Origin of the sequence: Frigoribacterium faeni (assembly GCF_011761235.1) — a bacterium.
In the GTDB taxonomy this organism is placed as follows: Bacteria; Actinomycetota; Actinomycetes; order Actinomycetales; family Microbacteriaceae; genus Frigoribacterium; species Frigoribacterium faeni_A.
In genome coordinates this window covers 481,970-498,892 of record NZ_JAAOYW010000001.1, presented here as the reverse complement: position 1 = coordinate 498,892, position 16,923 = coordinate 481,970, and the positions used below count along the sequence as shown (strand labels likewise).

The following is a 16,923-nucleotide window of genomic DNA, read 5'->3' as shown; positions in this document are numbered from 1 at the left end:
TCAGCCTCGCGGCTCTCGCGGGGGAGCGGAAGGAACCCAACACCAGTGTCAGACGTCGACAGCCGCACGCCCGCGGCCACCACCGCCGAACTCAGCGCCATGCGCCTCCCGCAGCTCCAGGCCCTCGCCTCCTCGCTCGGCATCAGCGGCCTCTCCAAGCTCCGCAAGGGCGACCTCGTCGCCGCCATCGCCGCCGTGCAGGCGCAGTCGACCGAGGGCGCCGCCGCCCCGGTCGAGCTCGCCGAGCCCGTCGTCGCGCAGCCCACCCTCGACGTCGCCCCCGAGGCGACCGACGCGCAGCCCGCCGCCGCCGCGGGCGAGGCCGACGAGGCCGCCGCCGCACCGACCCGTGCGCGTCGCGGCTCGCGTCGTGCCACCTCCGCCGCCGGGGCCCCCGCCCAGCGCGGCGCCGGGGAGCACGTGAACGGCGCCGAGTCGGGCGTCTCGCCCGTCCTCGAGGTCCCCGCGACGACGCCCGCCGAGGCGCCCGCGGCCGACCAGGCCGTCGCCGAGCAGGCCGCCCCGGTCGAGGCCGCCCCGACCGAGACCGCCTCGACCGAGACCCCGCAGGAGGCGCCCGTCGCCTCCGAGCGCCCGTCGCGCAGCCGCCGTGGCTCGCGCCGCGCCACCGACGCGACCGTCGCCGAGGCCCAGGCCGCGGCCCAGGACGCCACCGCCGCGCCCGAGGCCGTCGTCGCCGACGACCAGGGCGCCCAGCAGGCCGACCAGGGCGCGGCGCAGGCCGACCAGGGCCAGGCCGACCAGGGCCAGGGCGACCAGTCGCAGGGCGACCAGGGCCAGGGCGACCAGTCCGGCCAGCAGGGCGGCAGCCGTCGCAGCCGCAGCCGCGGCCGTGGCGACCGCAAGAACGGCCAGTCCGGCCAGCAGGGCCAGGCCGGCGACCAGCAGGGCGGCCAGCAGCAGGGCGGCCAGAAGGCCGAGCAGCAGCAGGACCGTCAGCAGGGCGACCGCCAGCAGGGCGACCGCCAGCAGCAGGGCGGCCAGAAGGCGGACCAGCAGCAGGACCGTCAGCAGCAGGACCGCCAGCAGGGCGACCGCCAGCAGCAGGACCGTCAGCAGGGCACGGGTCCGCAGCAGCAGGACGAGAACGGCCGACAGGGCCGGGGCCGTCAGCGTGACCGCAAGCGCGGCCGCGGCGTGCAGACCGACGAGTTCGAGCCCGAGATCTCCGAGGACGACGTGCTCATCCCCGTCGCGGGCATCCTCGACGTGCTCGAGAACTACGCGTTCGTCCGCACGACCGGCTACCTGCCCGGTGCGAGCGACGTCTACGTCTCGCTCGGCCAGGTGAAGAAGTACCACCTCCGCAAGGGCGACGCCGTCGTCGGCGCCATCCGCCAGCCGCGCGAGGGCGACCAGGGCCAGGGGCGCCAGAAGTACAACGCCATCGTCCGCATCGACTCGATCAACGGCCAGCCCGTCGAGGAGGCGGCCAAGCGCGTCGAGTTCGGCAAGCTGACCCCGCTCTACCCGCAGGAGCGCCTCCGCCTCGAGACCGAGCAGCAGAAGCTCTCGACCCGCATCATCGACCTCGTGTCGCCGATCGGCAAGGGCCAGCGCGGCCTCATCGTGTCGCCGCCGAAGGCAGGCAAGACCCTCGTGCTCCAGGCGATCGCGAACGCCATCGCGGTGAACAACCCCGAGGTGCACCTCATGGTCGTGCTCGTCGACGAGCGTCCCGAAGAGGTCACCGACATGCAGCGCACGGTGAAGGGCGAGGTCATCGCCTCCACCTTCGACCGCCCCGCCGAGGACCACACCACGGTCGCCGAGCTCGCCATCGAGCGCGCGAAGCGCCTCGTCGAGCTGGGCCACGACGTCGTCGTGCTGCTCGACTCGATCACCCGCCTCGGTCGCGCCTACAACCTGTCGGCCCCGGCCTCGGGCCGCGTGCTGTCCGGCGGCGTCGACTCGTCGGCGCTCTACCCGCCGAAGCGCTTCTTCGGCGCGGCGCGCAACATCGAGAACGGCGGCTCGCTGACCATCCTCGCCACCGCGCTGGTCGAGACCGGCTCGAAGATGGACGAGGTGATCTTCGAGGAGTTCAAGGGCACCGGCAACATGGAGCTCCGCCTCTCGCGCCACCTCGCCGACAAGCGCATCTTCCCGGCCGTCGACGTCAACGCGTCGGGCACCCGTCGCGAAGAGATGCTCCTCAGCGCCGACGAGGTCAAGATCACCTGGCGCCTGCGCCGTGCCCTGGCCGGGCTCGAGCAGCAGAAGGCTCTCGAGATCGTCCTCGGCAACCTCAAGGAGACGCAGTCGAACGTCGAGTTCCTCGTGCAGATCCAGAAGTCGATGCCCGCGAACGGCCACGACGCCGGCCACAAAGAGCACTGATGTTCGAGTCGGTGTCCGTGCTCCTCGCGGAGCACGACGACCTCCAGACGCAGCTCAGCGACCCCGCGGTCCACGCGGACGCGGCGCGCGCCAAGAAGATCAACCGTCGCTACGCCGAGCTCAGCCGCATCGTGGCTGCCCACTCGGCGTGGCAGCAGGCGGTCGACGACCTGGACGCCGCTCGTGAGCTGGCCAAGGAGGACGAGGCGTTCGCCGACGAGGTGCCCGCCCTCGAGCAGGGCCTCGACGAGGCGCAAGAGAGGCTGCGTCGCCTCCTCATCCCTCGCGACCCCGACGACGGCCGTGACGTGATCATGGAGATCAAGGGAGGCGAGGGAGGCGCGGAGAGCGCCCTCTTCGCCGCCGACCTCCTGCGCATGTACCTCCACTACGCGGAGTCCATGGGCTGGAAGTCCGAGATGATCCAGAGCGACGACAGCGACCTGGGCGGCTACAAGAACGTCCAGGTGGCCATCAAGTCGAACGCGACCGACCCGTCGCAGGGCGTCTGGGCCCACCTGAAGTACGAAGGAGGCGTGCACCGCGTCCAGCGCGTGCCCGCCACGGAGTCCCAGGGTCGCATCCACACCTCCACCACCGGCGTCCTCGTGTTCCCCGAGGTCGACGAGCCGGAGGAGGTCGACATCAACCAGAACGACCTCAAGATCGACGTCTACCGCTCGTCCGGCCCCGGCGGCCAGTCGGTCAACACGACCGACTCCGCCGTGCGCATCACCCACCTGCCCACGGGCATCGTGGTCGCGATGCAGAACGAGAAGAGCCAGCTGCAGAACCGCGAGGCCGGCATGCGCGTGCTGCGCGCCCGGATCCTCGCGCGCCAGCAGGAGGAGCAGGCGGCGATCGCGTCGGACGCCCGCAAGAGCCAGATCCGGGGGATGGACAGGTCGGAGCGCATCCGCACCTACAACTTCCCCGAGAACCGCATCGCCGACCACCGCACCGGCTACAAGGCGTACAACCTGGACGCCGTGATGGACGGCGCCCTGCAGCCCGTCGTCGAGTCGTGCATCCAGGCCGACGAAGAGGCCCGGCTCGCCGAGATCGGCGACACCGCGTCGTGACGGACGTCGTCGCCGCCCTCGGGCAGCCCCGCACGGTCGACACCGCCCTCGCGGCGGCGTCGGCCGTGCTGTCGTCGTCGGGGGTCCCGACGCCCGACGTCGACGCCGAGCTGCTGCTGGCCCACGTGCTCGACCTCGGGCGCGGCGTCGTGCGGGCACGCTCCGTCACCCGGTCGGTGATCTCCGACGCCGACGCCGCCGCCTACGCGGTCCTGGTCGGCCGTCGCGCCGCCCGGGAGCCCCTGCAGCACATCACCGGGACGGCGGCCTTCCGGTCGATGCAGCTGCACGTCGGCCCCGGCGTCTTCGTGCCGCGTCCCGAGACGGAGGGCGTCGCGCAGCACGCGATCGACGCCCTCCGCGCCTCGCCCGACGCCGAGCCCGTCGCGGTCGACCTCGGCACGGGCAGCGGCGCCATCGCCCTCGCCATGGCCACCGAGGTGCCGAGGGCGTCCGTGGTCGCCGTCGAGCTGTCGCCCGAGGCGGCGGTCTGGACGCGGCGCAACATCGACGCCGTGGGTGCCGCCAACGTGAGGCTGGTCGAGGGCGACCTCGCCCACGCCCTGCCCGAGCTCGACGGGGCCGTCTCCGTCGTGGCGTCGAACCCGCCGTACATCCCCGTCGGCATGGTCCCGCGCGATCCCGAGGTGCGCCTGCACGACCCGGCCCTCGCCCTCTACGGGGGAGCGGACGGCCTCGACGTCGTGCGCGACCTCTCGGCGACGGCCCTCCGCCTCCTGCGACCCGACGGCGTCCTCGTCGTCGAGCACGGCGAAGAGCAAGGAGGCGCCATCCGCGACCTGCTGGACGCCGACGGCTGGCGGTCCACCGCCACGCACCCCGATCTCACCGGTCGGGACCGGACGACCACGGCGGTGCGCTGACGCCCCCTCCAGGTCGTCCGCACTATCATCGTCAGGTCATGGCCTCCCTCTACGACCTCTCCGTCGACTCCGAGCTGCTCGCCGGCCTGCGCCGGGCGCGCGGCGCCGTCGGGCGCGGCGAGCTCGTCGTCCTGCCCACCGACACGGTCTACGGGGTCGCCGCCGACGCCTTCGACCCGGCCGCGGTGCAGCGGCTCCTCGACGCCAAGGGCCGCGGGCGCCAGTCGCCCCCGCCCGTGCTCATCAAGGGCCAGGACACCCTGGCGGCGCTGACCTCCACCGTGCCCGACCTCGTGCGACCGCTGCTCGACGAGTTCTGGCCCGGTCCGCTCACGGTCATCTTCCGGGCGCAGCCCTCCCTCAGCTGGGATCTCGGCGACACCCGCGGCACCGTGGCGCTGCGCATGCCGAGCCACCCGCTGACCCTCGAGCTCCTGGAGGAGACCGGGCCGCTCGCCGTCTCGAGCGCGAACCTCACGGGGCAGCCGGCCGCCGAGACGGCGCAGGCCGCGCTCGACATGCTGGGCGAGTCCGTCTCGGTCTACCTCGACGCCGGCCCGGTCGGCACCGGCTACGAGCGGCGCCCGGGCGCGAACACCGGGTCGACGATCGTCGACGCGACGGGTGCCGGCGACGGCGTGCTGCGCATCGTGCGGCACGGTGTGCTGCCCGACTCCGAGATCACGCGCGTCGTCGGGGTCGACGCCGTCGCGTGAGGTACTACCTGCTCGCGATGGTCATCGCGGCAGCCGTGAGCTTCGTGCTGTCCGTCGTGGTCTGGCGCCTCGGCCTCCGCTTCAAGCTGTACCCGACCATCCGCGAGCGGGACGTCCACAAGACGCCCACGCCGAGGCTCGGGGGAGTGGCGATGTGGGCCGGGGTCGTCGTGGCCCTGCTCGCGGCCTGGTTCGTCTTCCCGCTGATCTCGGGCGTCGACTACTTCCGGCTCGTGTTCGCCGACCCCGGGCCGCCGCTCGCCATCCTCGGCGCGGCGACCATCATCGTCGTCATCGGGGTCGTCGACGACCTGTACGACCTCGACTGGATGACGAAGCTCGCCGGTCAGATCATCGCCGCTGGCGTGCTCGCCTGGCAGGGCGTGCAGCTCGTCTCGCTGCCCATCGGGGGCAGCCTCGCCATCGGGTCGCCCTACATGTCGCTGATCCTCACCATCCTCGCGGTGGTGCTCGTGATGAACGCGGTCAACTTCATCGACGGCCTGGACGGCCTCGTCGCCGGCGTGACGATCATCGCGAACGGCGTCTTCTTCGTCTACAGCTTCGTCATCTCGATCACCATCGGGCAGACCGAGTACTTCAACCTCGCGGCCCTGCTGACCGCGGTCCTGATCGGGGCCTGCCTCGGGTTCCTGCCCCTCAACTGGCACCCCGCCCGTCTCTTCATGGGCGACGCGGGCGCGCTGCTCACCGGCCTGATCATGGCGACGAGCGCGATCTCCGTCACCGGGCAGATCGACCCGGCGACCATCTCCCGGTCGGCCCTGCTGCCGGCCTTCATCCCGATCCTGCTGCCCTTCGCGGTCCTCGTCGTGCCCCTGCTCGACTTCGGCCTCGCGGTGCTCCGCCGTGTCAGCGCCGGCAAATCGCCCTTCACGGCCGACCGCAAGCACCTCCACCACCGCCTCCTCGACATGGGGCACACGCACTTCCAGGCGGTGCTGATCTTCTACTCCTGGACCCTCGTGGTCTCCGTCGGCTGCCTCATGTTCCTGTTCGTCAAGCCGTCGTGGCTCGTCGTGACGTTCCTCGGGCTGGGCCTCGTCGCCTGCGCCGTCCTCACCCTGGCGCCCCTCAGCCGGCGCAAGCGCGTCGAGGTCGCCGTGCAGAGCACCCGCAGCGCCGACCTGGCCGCGAGCGAGTCCGGGCGATTCGACCCGCTCGACGAGGCCGCCGACGCACTCGACCCGTCCGACACCGACACGGCCCAGACCGCCGTGGTGCCCGAACTGACCCACCCGGAGGAACGCCCATGAACGCCCGATCGATCTTCACCAAGATCCTGACGTACACCGGTCTCCTGGCCCTCGTGATCGCCGTGGTCGGGGGCGGGCTCGGCTGGGCCCTCGCCGGCACGGACGGTCTCTGGAGCGCCCTCGTGGGCGTGGCCCTGGCCGTCGTCTTCGCCGGCATCACCGCCGCCAGCATGCTGATCGCGATCCGGTTCCGACTGGCCGCGTTCTTCGGCATCGTGATGGGCGCCTGGCTGCTCAAGCTCGTGATCTTCGTCGTGCTGCTGGTGCTCGTGAAGGACCAGCCGTTCGTGAACGACGTGGTGCTCTTCCTGGCGCTCGTGGTGTCGATCATCGGCACCCTGGCCATCGACGCGCTCGTCGTCGTGCGCGGTCGTCTGGGCAACGTCAGCGACGCCGTCCTGCCGCCCGCTCCCCAGGACTGACGTCCGGGCGCGGGCGCCGGGCCGCCCACGTCCCGCCCCGTCGTCGTCGCGGGGGACGACCTTCCTTGCAGGGCGTGAAAAGAGCCCTGCCGATTCGTGCCCGCGAGGTTTACCTTGATAGGGTGGACACCGTACCCCGGCCGCGATTCTCTGCGGGTTCGGATGACAACCCCACCAATCGTCGCGACACTTCAGGGTGCTCGCCCCGACACAGGAGATAGCGCTGATAGCGAACGCTGTGAACCTGCTCTCCGCCGCCGAGACCGGCCACGGAGACGGGGGATTCCACGCCCCGACTCTTGACGAGTTCTTCCCGTCCGCGATCTTCTTCGAGGGCACGCCCTTCGAGCTGAACCGCATCATGCTGGTCCGCCTCTTCGCGATCGCCGTCATGCTGCTGCTCTTCTGGCTCGCCCTGCGCAAGGGCCGGCTCGTGCCGACCCGCGGCCAGAGCATCGCCGAGCTCGGACTCGACTTCGTCCGTGTCCAGATCGTCGAGGAGATCCTCGGCGAGCGGCTCGGGCGCAAGTACCTGCCCCTGCTGGCCGCGATGTTCTTCGGCATCTTCGCCATGAACATCACGGGCATCGTCCCCGGCCTCAACATCGCCGGCACGTCCGTGGTCGCCATGCCGCTGCTGCTCGGCGTCGTCGCCTACGTCATGTTCATCTACGCGGGCTTCCGCGAGGTGGGCGGAGCGACGTTCTTCCGGAACGCACTGTTCCCGGCCGGTGTGCCGTGGTACATGTACATCCTCTTGACGCCCATCGAGTTCATCAACATCTTCATCGTGCGCCCCATCTCGCTGGCGCTGCGACTGCTGCTGAACATGATGGTCGGCCACCTCCTCCTCGTGCTCTGCTTCGCGGCGACGCACTTCTTCTTCTTCAGCATGAGCGGCGGGTTCATGGCGTTCGGCGCCCTGACCCTCATCGGCGGGTTCGTCATGACCATCGTCGAGATGGCCGTCGCCGTGCTGCAGGCCTACGTCTTCACGCTCCTCGCCTCGGTCTACATCCAACAGGCCGCGGCGACCGAACACTGAGCGTCGAACGAACACTATGAACGACGGGGACCGTCGCCCGACGAGCCCCGCCCAACCGGAAGGAAACCCAAGTGGACACCACCACGATCCTCGCTGAGATCAACGGCAACATCGCGACCGTCGGCTACGGCCTCGCTGCGATCGGCCCCGGCATCGGCATCGGCATCGTCGCGGGCAAGACCGTCGAGGCGATGGCCCGTCAGCCCGAGCTCGCCGGCCGCCTCCAGGTCACGATGTTCCTCGGCATCGCGTTCACCGAGCTGCTGGGCTTCATCGGCCTCGCCGCCGGCTTCATCTTCTCCTGATCAGTTAGGACGACACACCGATGATCGAGACGATCCTCGCGGCCGAGGGCGGTGCTCCTGAGGGAGCAGCCGTCTTCTTCCCCGCCGGTTACGACATCCTCTGGTCCTTCGTCGTCTTCGTGGTCATCGCTGCGTTCTTCGGGATCTTCGCGATCCCGCGGTTCCGCAAGATCCTCGACGAGCGTGCCGAGCGCATCGAGGGCGGCATCGCCCACGCCGAGGCCGCCCAGGCCGAGGCCGCGAAGGCCCTCGACGAGTACAAGAAGCAGCTGGCCGACGCCCGCGCCGAGGCGGCTCGCATCCGCGAGGCTGCTCGTGCCGAGGGCGCCGAGATCCTCGCCGACCTGAAGCAGCAGGCCCAGGCCGAGGCGGATCGCGTCACCGCGAACGCCCACGTCCAGATCGAGGCCGAGCGTGCCGCGGCCGTCGCGTCGCTCCGTGCCGAGGTCGGCTCGCTGGCCATCGACCTCGCGTCGGGCGTCATCGGCGAGTCCCTGGCCGACGACGCCAAGGCGTCGGCAGTCGTCGACCGCTTCCTGGCCGACCTCGAGGCCGACCAGAACTCGAAGGCAGGCAACTGACGATGGGTTCCATGTCCCGAGAGGCCCTCAGCTCGGCGAGGTCCGTCCTCGCCGACCTGGGCGCTGCTGCCGACCTGACCACGGGCGAGCAGCTGCTCGACGCGGGTCGCGTCATCGGCGGCAACGTCCAGCTGCAGGCCTACTTCGCGGACCCCGCCGTCGATGCCGCCACGAAGAAGCAGCTCGTCGACCGCGTCTTCGGCGCGTTCACCGAGTCGGCGCGTGCGCTGGTGCTCTCCGTCGTCGGCAGCCGGTGGTCCTCGAAGCGCGACCTGCTCGCAGGCATGGAGGAGATCAGCATCCGTGTCGTCGCCTCCACGCTGTCCGACGGCAGCACGATCGCGAACGAGCTGTTCGCCTTCGATGCGGCCGTCCGGTCCGACTCCTCCCTCGAACTGGCGATCGGCACCAAGCTGAGCGACCCCGAGGCCAAGGCAGGCCTGGTCCAGCGCCTCCTGGGCGGCCGGGCGAGCCAGCAGACGATCACCATCGTCAGCCACCTCGTGCGCCAGCCCCGCGGCCGTCGCATAGGGGAGCTGCTGCGCACCGCAGCCGAGATCGTGTCCGACCAGTCGGACCAGCTCGTCGCCACGGTCACGACGGCCAAGGTCCTCGACGACGCGCACGCCGCGCGCCTCGAGCAGGGTCTGTCCCGCCAGTTCGGGCGTAGCCTCCGCATCAACCAGGTCGTCGACCCCGCCGTCATCGGCGGTCTGCGCGTGCAGGTCGGCGACGAGGTCATCGACGGGACCGTCGCCACCAAGCTCAGCGCGCTCCGCCTCCAGCTCGCCGGCTAGGCACGCACCCCACACAGACTCGAGGCCTCCTGAAGCCTCGCTACGAATAGGAATCACAATGGCAGACATCAAGATCAGCCCCGATGAGATTCGCGACGCGCTGAAGGACTTCGTCTCGTCGTACGACCCGTCCAAGGCCTCGACGACCGAGGTCGGCTACGTCACGGACGCCGCCGACGGCATCGCCCACGTCCAGGGTCTCCCCGGCGTGATGGCGAACGAGCTCATCCGCTTCGCGGACGGCACCCAGGGCCTGGCCCAGAACCTCGACGAGGACGAGATCGGCGCCATCGTGCTCGGCGAGTTCTCGGGCATCGAAGAGGGCATGGAGGTGACCCGCACCGGCGAGGTCCTCTCCGTCCCGGTCGGCGACGGCTTCCTCGGCCGCGTGGTCGACCCGCTGGGCGCGCCCATCGACGGTCTCGGCGAGATCGCGTCCGAGGGTCGTCGTGCCCTCGAGCTCCAGGCGCCCGGCGTCATGCAGCGCAAGTCGGTGCACGAGCCCATGCAGACCGGCATCAAGGCCATCGACGCGATGATCCCCGTCGGCCGCGGTCAGCGTCAGCTGATCATCGGCGACCGCCAGACCGGCAAGACGGCCATCGCGATCGACACGATCATCAACCAGAAGGCCAACTGGGAGTCCGGCGACGTCGACAAGCAGGTCCGCTGCATCTACGTCGCCATCGGCCAGAAGGGCTCGACGATCGCCTCGGTCAAGGGCGCCCTCGAAGAGTCCGGCGCCATGGAGTACACGACCATCGTCGCCGCTCCGGCCTCCGACCCCGCCGGCTTCAAGTACCTGGCCCCCTACACCGGCTCGGCCATCGGCCAGCACTGGATGTACGGCGGCAAGCACGTCCTCATCATCTTCGACGACCTGTCGAAGCAGGCCGAGGCCTACCGTGCCGTCTCCCTGCTCCTGCGTCGCCCGCCGGGCCGCGAGGCCTACCCCGGCGACGTGTTCTACCTGCACTCGCGTCTGCTCGAGCGCTGCGCGAAGCTCTCCGACGAGCTGGGCGCGGGCTCGATGACCGGTCTGCCGATCATCGAGACCAAGGCCAACGACGTCTCGGCGTACATCCCCACCAACGTGATCTCGATCACCGACGGCCAGATCTTCCTCCAGTCCGACCTGTTCAACGCGAACCAGCGTCCGGCGGTCGACGTCGGCATCTCGGTGTCCCGCGTCGGCGGCGACGCCCAGGTGAAGTCGATCAAGAAGGTCTCCGGCACGCTCAAGCTCGAGCTGGCCCAGTACCGCTCGCTCGAGGCCTTCGCGATGTTCGCGTCCGACCTCGACGCGGCGAGCCGTCGCCAGCTGGCTCGCGGCGCACGCCTCACCGAGCTGCTCAAGCAGCCGCAGTACTCGCCGTACCCGGTCGAGGACCAGGTCGTCTCGATCTGGGCCGGCACGAACGGCAAGCTCGACGAGGTGCCCGTCCCCGACGTGCTCCGCTTCGAGCGCGAGCTGCTCGACTACCTGGGTCGCAACACGTCCGTCCTCTCCGACCTGCGCGAGAAGAACGTCCTCACCGACGAGATCGTCTCGGCGCTCGACTCGGGCGTCGACGCCTTCAAGCAGGAGTTCCAGACCGGAGAGGGCAAGCCCCTCGCCTCGGTCGGCAACGAGCAGTTCGAGGCCACGGACGCCGGCGACGTCAACCAGGAGAAGATCGTCAAGGCCAAGCGCTGACGCGCTCGACCGACGTTCACGACTGACGAGACAACAGGAGAGTCATGGGAGCCCAACTACGGGTCTACCGCCAGCGGATCCGCTCCGCGCAGACCACCAAGAAGGTCACGCGGGCGATGGAGCTCATCTCGGCCTCGCGCATCCAGAAGGCGCAGGCCCGGATGAAGGCCTCCGGGCCGTACTCGCGTGCGATCACGCGGGCCGTCTCGGCCGTGGCGACGTTCTCGGACGTCGACCACATCCTCACCACCGAGCCGGCCACGGTCGAGCGTGCCGCGGTCGTGGTCTTCACGTCCGACCGCGGCCTCAACGGCGCCTTCAGCTCGAACACGCTGAAGGAGGCCGAGCAGCTGTCCACGCTGCTGCGCGGCCAGGGCAAGGACGTCGTGTTCTACCTCGTCGGCCGGAAGGCGCAGAACTACTTCGCGTTCCGCAAGCGCGACTCGGAGCAGATCTGGACGGGCAACACCGACCAGCCCGAGTTCGGCACCGCGAAGGAGATCGGCGACGCCGTCGTCTCGAAGTTCCTCACGCCGGCGGCCGAGGGCGGGGTGGACGAGATCCACATCGTCTACAACCGCTTCGTGAACATGGTGAGCCAGGTCCCCGAGGTCGTCCGGCTGCTGCCCCTCGAGGTCGTGGAGGGCGTCGAGGCGCCCGCCGACGACGAGGTCCTGCCGCTGTACGACTTCGAGCCCGACGCCACCGAGGTGCTCGACTCGCTCCTTCCGGTCTACATCGAGAGCCGCATCTTCAACGCGATGCTGCAGTCGGCGGCGTCCGAGCACGCTGCTCGCCAGAAGGCCATGAAGGCCGCCAGCGACAACGCGGACACCCTCATCCGGGACTTCACCCGTCTGGCGAACAACGCTCGCCAGGCCGAGATCACGCAGCAGATCTCCGAGATCGTGGGCGGCGCTGACGCCCTGAGCTCGGCCAAGTAGATCTGCACCCCAGCATCATCATCCGAAGAGAGAGAAGCCATGACTGACACCGCAACCGCGCCGGTCGCGACCGCGTCGGCTCCCGGCGTCGGGCGGGTCGCCCGCGTCACGGGCCCCGTCGTCGACATCGAGTTCCCGCACGACGCCATCCCCGGCGTGTACAACGCGCTCCACACGACGATCACGATCGGCGACACGAAGAGCGAGCTGACCCTCGAGGTCGCCCAGCACCTCGGCGACGACCTGGTCCGCGCGATCGCCCTCAAGCCCACGGACGGCCTCGTCCGCGGGCAGGAGGTCACCGACACCGGCGCGCCCATCTCGGTGCCCGTCGGCGACGTGACCAAGGGCAAGGTCTTCAGCGTCACCGGCGAGATCCTCAACCTCGAGGGCGACGAGAAGGTGGAGATCACCGAGCGCTGGCCGATCCACCGCAAGCCCCCGCAGTTCGACCAGCTCGAGTCGAAGACCCAGCTGTTCGAGACGGGCATCAAGTCCATCGACCTGCTCACGCCCTACGTGCAGGGCGGCAAGATCGGCCTCTTCGGCGGTGCGGGCGTCGGCAAGACGGTCCTCATCCAGGAGATGATCCAGCGCGTCGCGCAGGACCACGGTGGCGTCTCCGTGTTCGCCGGTGTCGGCGAGCGCACCCGTGAGGGCAACGACCTCATCGCCGAGATGGACGAGGCGGGCGTGTTCGACAAGACCGCCCTCGTCTTCGGCCAGATGGACGAGCCGCCGGGAACGCGTCTCCGCGTGGCCCTGTCGGCGCTGACGATGGCGGAGTACTTCCGTGACGTGCAGAAGCAGGACGTCCTGCTCTTCATCGACAACATCTTCCGCTTCACGCAGGCCGGCTCCGAGGTCTCCACGCTGCTGGGCCGCATGCCCTCCGCCGTGGGCTACCAGCCGAACCTCGCCGACGAGATGGGCGTCCTCCAGGAGCGCATCACGTCGACCCGTGGCCACTCGATCACCTCGCTGCAGGCGATCTACGTCCCCGCCGACGACTACACCGACCCGGCGCCGGCCACGACCTTCGCGCACCTCGACGCGACGACCGAGCTGTCGCGCGAGATCGCGTCGCAGGGTCTCTACCCCGCGATCGACCCGCTGACCTCGACGAGCCGCATCCTCGACCCCCGGTACCTGGGCGAGGCGCACTACAACACGGCCATCCGCGTCAAGGCGATCCTGCAGAAGAACAAGGAACTGCAGGAGATCATCGCCATCCTCGGTGTCGACGAGCTCTCCGAAGAGGACAAGATCACGGTCGCCCGCGCCCGTCGCATCCAGCAGTTCCTCTCGCAGAACACCTACATGGCGAAGAAGTTCACCGGTGTCGAGGGCTCGACCGTCCCGCTGAAGGACACCATCGAGTCCTTCACCGCGATCGCCGACGGCGAGTTCGACCACGTCGCGACGCAGGCGTTCTTCAACGTCGGCTCGATCTCCGACGTCGAAGAGAAGTGGGCTCAGATCCAGAAGGAGAACGGCTGATCGTGGCTGCTCTCACCGTGAGCGTCGTCTCGGCCGACCACGAGGTGTGGTCGGGCGAGGCGTCGTCCATCGTCGCCCGCACCGCCGAGGGTGAGATCGGGATCCTCCCGGGTCACGAGCCTCTCCTGGCGATCCTGGCCACGGGCAAGGTCCGTGTCCGCCTGACCGACGGCTCCACCGTCGAGGCGACGGCGGACGACGGGTTCCTGTCCGTCGAGAACGACACCGTGACGGTCGTCGCGCGCAACGCGCAGCTGGCCTGACCGACTCCTCGTCGAACGCTCTTCCCGAACCACCGTGCTGTTCCTGCTGCCCCCGTCCGAGACCAAGCTCGACGGGGGCAGCGGCATGTCCGGGCTCGACCTGGACGCCCTCTCGTTCCCGTCGCTGGGCGCGGTGCGCCGTCGGGTCGCCGACCGCCTCCTCGAGCTGTCCGCGGATCCCGTCGAGGCGATGGCCCGGCTCAAGCTCGGTCCGCGCCTGGCCGGCGAGGTCGAGCGGAACCGTCTGCTCGAACGGTCCCCGACCATGCCGGCGCTCTCGCGCTACACCGGCGTGCTCTTCGACCCGGTGCGCGCGCCCGAGCTTGACGCCGCCCAGCGCTCGTGGGCCCACCGGCACGTCGTCGTGCACTCGGCCCTGTTCGGCCTCGTCCGGGCCTCGGACCCGATCCCGGCGTACCGGCTGTCGCACGACTCGCGTCTGCCGGGCGCGCCGCTCAGGGCGACCTGGGCCGCCACGGTGTCGTCCGTGCTGGCCGACCTCTCCGACTCGGGGGAGTTCATCGTCGACCTGAGGTCCGAGGGCTACGCGGCCCTCGGACCTGCTCCCCGTCCCGGGTCCGCCTACGTCCGCGTCGTGTCCGAGGCGTCCGGGCACCGCCGGGCCCTGAACCACTTCAACAAGAAGTCGAAGGGCGCCCTCGTCCGTCGACTCGTGACCGACCGGCCCGAACTGACCGATCGGGCCGACCTCGTCGACTGGGCCGCGGCGCAGGGCATCGTCCTCGACGTGTCGCCCGACGGCGAGCTCGTGCTCGTGTCCGAGACGGTCCTCGGCGAGGGCGCTCAGCCGACCGGCACGGGGCCCGCCCGGTAGACGATGCCCTCGTGCCGCAGCAGCCACTGCTTCGTGGGCACTCCCTCGCCGACCGTGTAGCCGGTCACGCCGCCGGTGCGGCCGAGCACACGGTGGCAGGGCACGAGCAGGGGCAGGGGGTTCGTCGCGACGGCGCCGCCCACGGCCCTGCCGGCCTGCGGGCTGCCGACCGCCGCCCCCAGTCGCCCGTAGGTCGTGGTGGCGCCCCAGGCGACCTCGCCGAGCGCCGACCAGACGCTCTGCTGGAACGCCGTGCCCACCAGCCGGACGGGCAGGTCGAACTGGCGGCGGCGTCCGTCGAAGTAGTCGTGCACCTGACGCCGCGCCGCCTCGAGCAGGTCGTCCTGGTGCTCCTCCCGACCGTCGTGCGGCAGCCCGGTCCCGTCGTCGACGACGACGCGCTCGACGGCCCGGAGGCGACTGTGGATCTCGATCCGGCCGATGGGGGAGTGCAGCCGCACGAACCGGAGGTCGCCCGGGTCGTCGCGGGTGCCCGGCGGCAGCGGGGGGACGAGGGCGAGATCGGGCATGGCGCCACGCTAGGCAGTCCGGGACGCCCTGTCGGCGTGCGTCGGTGAGCCTGTGGACGGAGCGCGTCGAGGCCGTGCGGGGGAGGAGCGACGAGGAGGGGCGGTGCACCGCGTGGGACCGGTAGCGTTGTCCGCGAGGCGAGTCCCGCCTCCTCGACCACCGCCTCCGTGAGGACCCCGTGACCAGACCCGACGAGCCGGACGAGCTCGACGACACGGTGCTCGTGCGCCGTGGTCGCCATGCTCCGGCGACCGAGGCGCGCGTCGACGACGACACCGTGCTGGTCCGCCGGCCGGGGGCGCCGCGGGCCGTGCCCGAGGACGACACGGTCGTCCGTGTCCGACCCGTGCCGCCCGTGGCCGTGACGGGGTCGGCCCCTCCTTCGCCGGGTGCGCCGCCGGCCCCGGCGGCGCGCGTCCACCTGCTGCGCGTGGGCAGTGCCGCGCACCGGCTCGACGCACCGGTCGTCGTCGGTCGCCGCCCGTCGGCGCCACGGGTCTCGACCGGCGCGCCCGCCGTGCTGGTCGCCGTGCCCTCGCCCACCAGCGAGGTGTCGAGCAGCCACGTCCGGGTCGAGCAGGTCGGCTCGACCGTCGTGGTGATCGACCTGAGGTCGACGAACGGCACCGTCGTCACCCTGCCGGGGCGGCATCCCGTGACTCTCCGGCAGGGCGAGTCGACCGTCGCGCTGGCAGGCACCATAGTTGACGTCGGCGACGGCAACCTCCTCGAGGTCCTCCCGCCTCCCCGACCCGCCGCCCAAGAAGGACGTCGCCCGTGACAGAGCTCGGCCGCCCCACGACCGCCCACCCCCTCGCCTCCGGCGCGACCGGTCTCTCGCTCGACTGGGCGGGGGTCACCGACGTGGGCCTGCGCCGCGCCCACAACGAGGACAGCTACGTCGCCGAGGCGCCCCTGTTCGTCGTGGCCGACGGCATGGGCGGGCACAGCGCCGGCGACGTCGCGAGCGACGCCGTCGTGCGGCGCATGGCCGAGGCGGCGGTGCGGGACCGCCTCACCACCGACGACATCGAGGAGGCGCTCCGTCGCGCCACCGCCGACATCGCCGTCGCGGCCGCCGACACCGAGCTCGGCGTCGGCACCACCGCGACCGGCGCGTTCCTCTCCGACGACGACGGGGACCCCGAGTTCACGATCTTCAACGTCGGCGACTCGCGGGTCTACCTCGTCGACGAGGGCACGTTGCGGCAGGTGACCGTCGACCACTCCGTCGTGCAGGAGATGGTCGACGCCGGCCTCATCCGCGCCGAGGACGCCGAGTCCCACCCGGACAGCAACGTCATCACCCGGGCCGTCGGCTTCGACGTCGACCAGCGGCCCGACTACTGGCGCGTCCCCGCCCGGGCCGGCCTCCGCCTCCTCGTCTGCTCCGACGGCCTCACCAAGGAGCTGTCGGGCGCCGACATGGAGCGGCTGCTCGGCGAGCAGCCCGAGACGCTGGCGGCGGCCTCGGCCCTCGTGCGGGCGGCCGTCGAGGCCGGCGGCCGCGACAACGTCACCGCCGTCGTGGTCGACGTCCGAGGCGCGGCGGACGAGCCCGTCGAGGCCTAGGCCGCCCGGCGACCGGCCGGGGCGCCCCGCTCGTCCGGGGCCCGGCCCGGTCGGTCGTCCCCAGGCACGGGGCCGTGCTCCCTCCCCCGAAGTGGGGGCCGGGGGGCCGTCC

Annotated in this window: 18 protein-coding genes; 17 read left to right on the top strand and 1 reads right to left on the bottom strand. The window is 71.0% G+C overall.

What is annotated here, in order from left to right; all coding sequences use genetic code 11:
- The first annotated feature begins 99 nt into the window (after positions 1 to 99).
- The 15 genes from rho to FHR78_RS02195 all read left to right on the top strand — a co-directional run bounded on the left by rho (position 100) and on the right by FHR78_RS02195 (position 14,708).
- Complete coding sequence (rho, locus tag FHR78_RS02265; protein ID WP_243862076.1) at positions 100 to 2,361, top strand: transcription termination factor Rho; 2,262 nt, start codon at positions 100 to 102, stop codon at positions 2,359 to 2,361.
- Positions 2,361 to 3,443, top strand: coding sequence for a peptide chain release factor 1 (prfA, locus tag FHR78_RS14945; protein WP_166758881.1), 1,083 nt, complete (start codon positions 2,361 to 2,363; stop codon positions 3,441 to 3,443). The genes rho and prfA overlap by 1 nt, the downstream gene beginning before the upstream one ends.
- Positions 3,440 to 4,327: a peptide chain release factor N(5)-glutamine methyltransferase gene (gene prmC, locus FHR78_RS14940; RefSeq protein ID WP_166758880.1), complete on the top strand. Its 888-nt coding sequence runs from the start codon at positions 3,440 to 3,442 to the stop codon at positions 4,325 to 4,327. The genes prfA and prmC overlap by 4 nt, the downstream gene beginning before the upstream one ends.
- A gap of 38 nt (positions 4,328 to 4,365) precedes the next feature.
- The gene (locus tag FHR78_RS02250; protein ID WP_166758879.1) at positions 4,366 to 5,043 is read left to right on the top strand and encodes an L-threonylcarbamoyladenylate synthase; all 678 of its coding nucleotides are present in this window, start codon (positions 4,366 to 4,368) and stop codon (positions 5,041 to 5,043) included.
- Complete coding sequence (locus FHR78_RS02245) at positions 5,040 to 6,320, top strand: MraY family glycosyltransferase (protein WP_432207135.1); 1,281 nt, start codon at positions 5,040 to 5,042, stop codon at positions 6,318 to 6,320. The genes FHR78_RS02250 and FHR78_RS02245 overlap by 4 nt, the downstream gene beginning before the upstream one ends.
- On the top strand, positions 6,317 to 6,742 hold the full coding sequence (locus FHR78_RS02240; RefSeq protein ID WP_166758878.1) for a hypothetical protein: 426 nt from the start codon (positions 6,317 to 6,319) through the stop codon (positions 6,740 to 6,742). Before FHR78_RS02245 ends, FHR78_RS02240 begins: the two co-directional genes overlap by 4 nt.
- A gap of 238 nt (positions 6,743 to 6,980) precedes the next feature.
- Complete coding sequence (atpB, locus tag FHR78_RS02235) at positions 6,981 to 7,787, top strand: F0F1 ATP synthase subunit A (RefSeq protein ID WP_166758877.1); 807 nt, start codon at positions 6,981 to 6,983, stop codon at positions 7,785 to 7,787.
- A 71-nt stretch (positions 7,788 to 7,858) separates the two neighbouring features.
- Entirely contained in the window at positions 7,859 to 8,092 is a 234-nt protein-coding gene (gene atpE, locus FHR78_RS02230; protein WP_043594505.1) for an ATP synthase F0 subunit C, read from the top strand.
- A 20-nt stretch (positions 8,093 to 8,112) separates the two neighbouring features.
- Positions 8,113 to 8,673, top strand: a complete 561-nt coding sequence (locus FHR78_RS02225; RefSeq protein WP_166758876.1) for a F0F1 ATP synthase subunit B — start codon at positions 8,113 to 8,115, stop codon at positions 8,671 to 8,673.
- 2 nt (positions 8,674 to 8,675) lie between these two features.
- A complete protein-coding gene (locus tag FHR78_RS02220; RefSeq protein ID WP_166758875.1) occupies positions 8,676 to 9,470 on the top strand; it encodes a F0F1 ATP synthase subunit delta in 795 nt (264 codons plus the stop codon).
- A gap of 58 nt (positions 9,471 to 9,528) precedes the next feature.
- A complete protein-coding gene (gene atpA / locus FHR78_RS02215; RefSeq protein WP_166758874.1) occupies positions 9,529 to 11,166 on the top strand; it encodes a F0F1 ATP synthase subunit alpha in 1,638 nt (545 codons plus the stop codon).
- A 44-nt stretch (positions 11,167 to 11,210) separates the two neighbouring features.
- Positions 11,211 to 12,110 carry a F0F1 ATP synthase subunit gamma gene (locus tag FHR78_RS02210; RefSeq protein ID WP_166758873.1) on the top strand — a complete coding sequence of 300 codons (900 nt, stop codon included), beginning with the start codon at positions 11,211 to 11,213 and terminating at the stop codon, positions 12,108 to 12,110.
- A gap of 39 nt (positions 12,111 to 12,149) precedes the next feature.
- Positions 12,150 to 13,610 carry a F0F1 ATP synthase subunit beta gene (gene atpD / locus FHR78_RS02205; RefSeq protein ID WP_166758872.1) on the top strand — a complete coding sequence of 487 codons (1,461 nt, stop codon included), beginning with the start codon at positions 12,150 to 12,152 and terminating at the stop codon, positions 13,608 to 13,610.
- Positions 13,611 to 13,612: 2 nt separating this feature from the next.
- Complete coding sequence (locus FHR78_RS02200) at positions 13,613 to 13,873, top strand: F0F1 ATP synthase subunit epsilon (RefSeq protein WP_123546308.1); 261 nt, start codon at positions 13,613 to 13,615, stop codon at positions 13,871 to 13,873.
- A 34-nt stretch (positions 13,874 to 13,907) separates the two neighbouring features.
- The gene (locus tag FHR78_RS02195) at positions 13,908 to 14,708 is read left to right on the top strand and encodes a peroxide stress protein YaaA (protein WP_166758871.1); all 801 of its coding nucleotides are present in this window, start codon (positions 13,908 to 13,910) and stop codon (positions 14,706 to 14,708) included.
- Here FHR78_RS02195 and FHR78_RS02190 read toward each other — a convergent pair.
- Positions 14,678 to 15,238, bottom strand: coding sequence for a methylated-DNA--[protein]-cysteine S-methyltransferase (locus FHR78_RS02190; protein ID WP_166758870.1), 561 nt, complete (start codon positions 15,236 to 15,238; stop codon positions 14,678 to 14,680). The genes FHR78_RS02195 and FHR78_RS02190 overlap by 31 nt on opposite strands.
- Before the next feature lie 179 nt (positions 15,239 to 15,417).
- Here FHR78_RS02190 and FHR78_RS15505 point away from each other — a divergent pair, with 179 nt between their 5' ends.
- Both FHR78_RS15505 and FHR78_RS02180 read left to right on the top strand, forming a co-directional pair.
- Positions 15,418 to 16,020 (top strand): FHA domain-containing protein, encoded by a 603-nt coding sequence (locus FHR78_RS15505; RefSeq protein WP_166758869.1) that lies wholly within the window; start codon positions 15,418 to 15,420, stop codon positions 16,018 to 16,020.
- On the top strand, positions 16,017 to 16,811 hold the full coding sequence (locus FHR78_RS02180; RefSeq protein ID WP_166758868.1) for a protein phosphatase 2C domain-containing protein: 795 nt from the start codon (positions 16,017 to 16,019) through the stop codon (positions 16,809 to 16,811). The genes FHR78_RS15505 and FHR78_RS02180 overlap by 4 nt, the downstream gene beginning before the upstream one ends.
- Positions 16,812 to 16,923 lie beyond the last annotated feature (112 nt).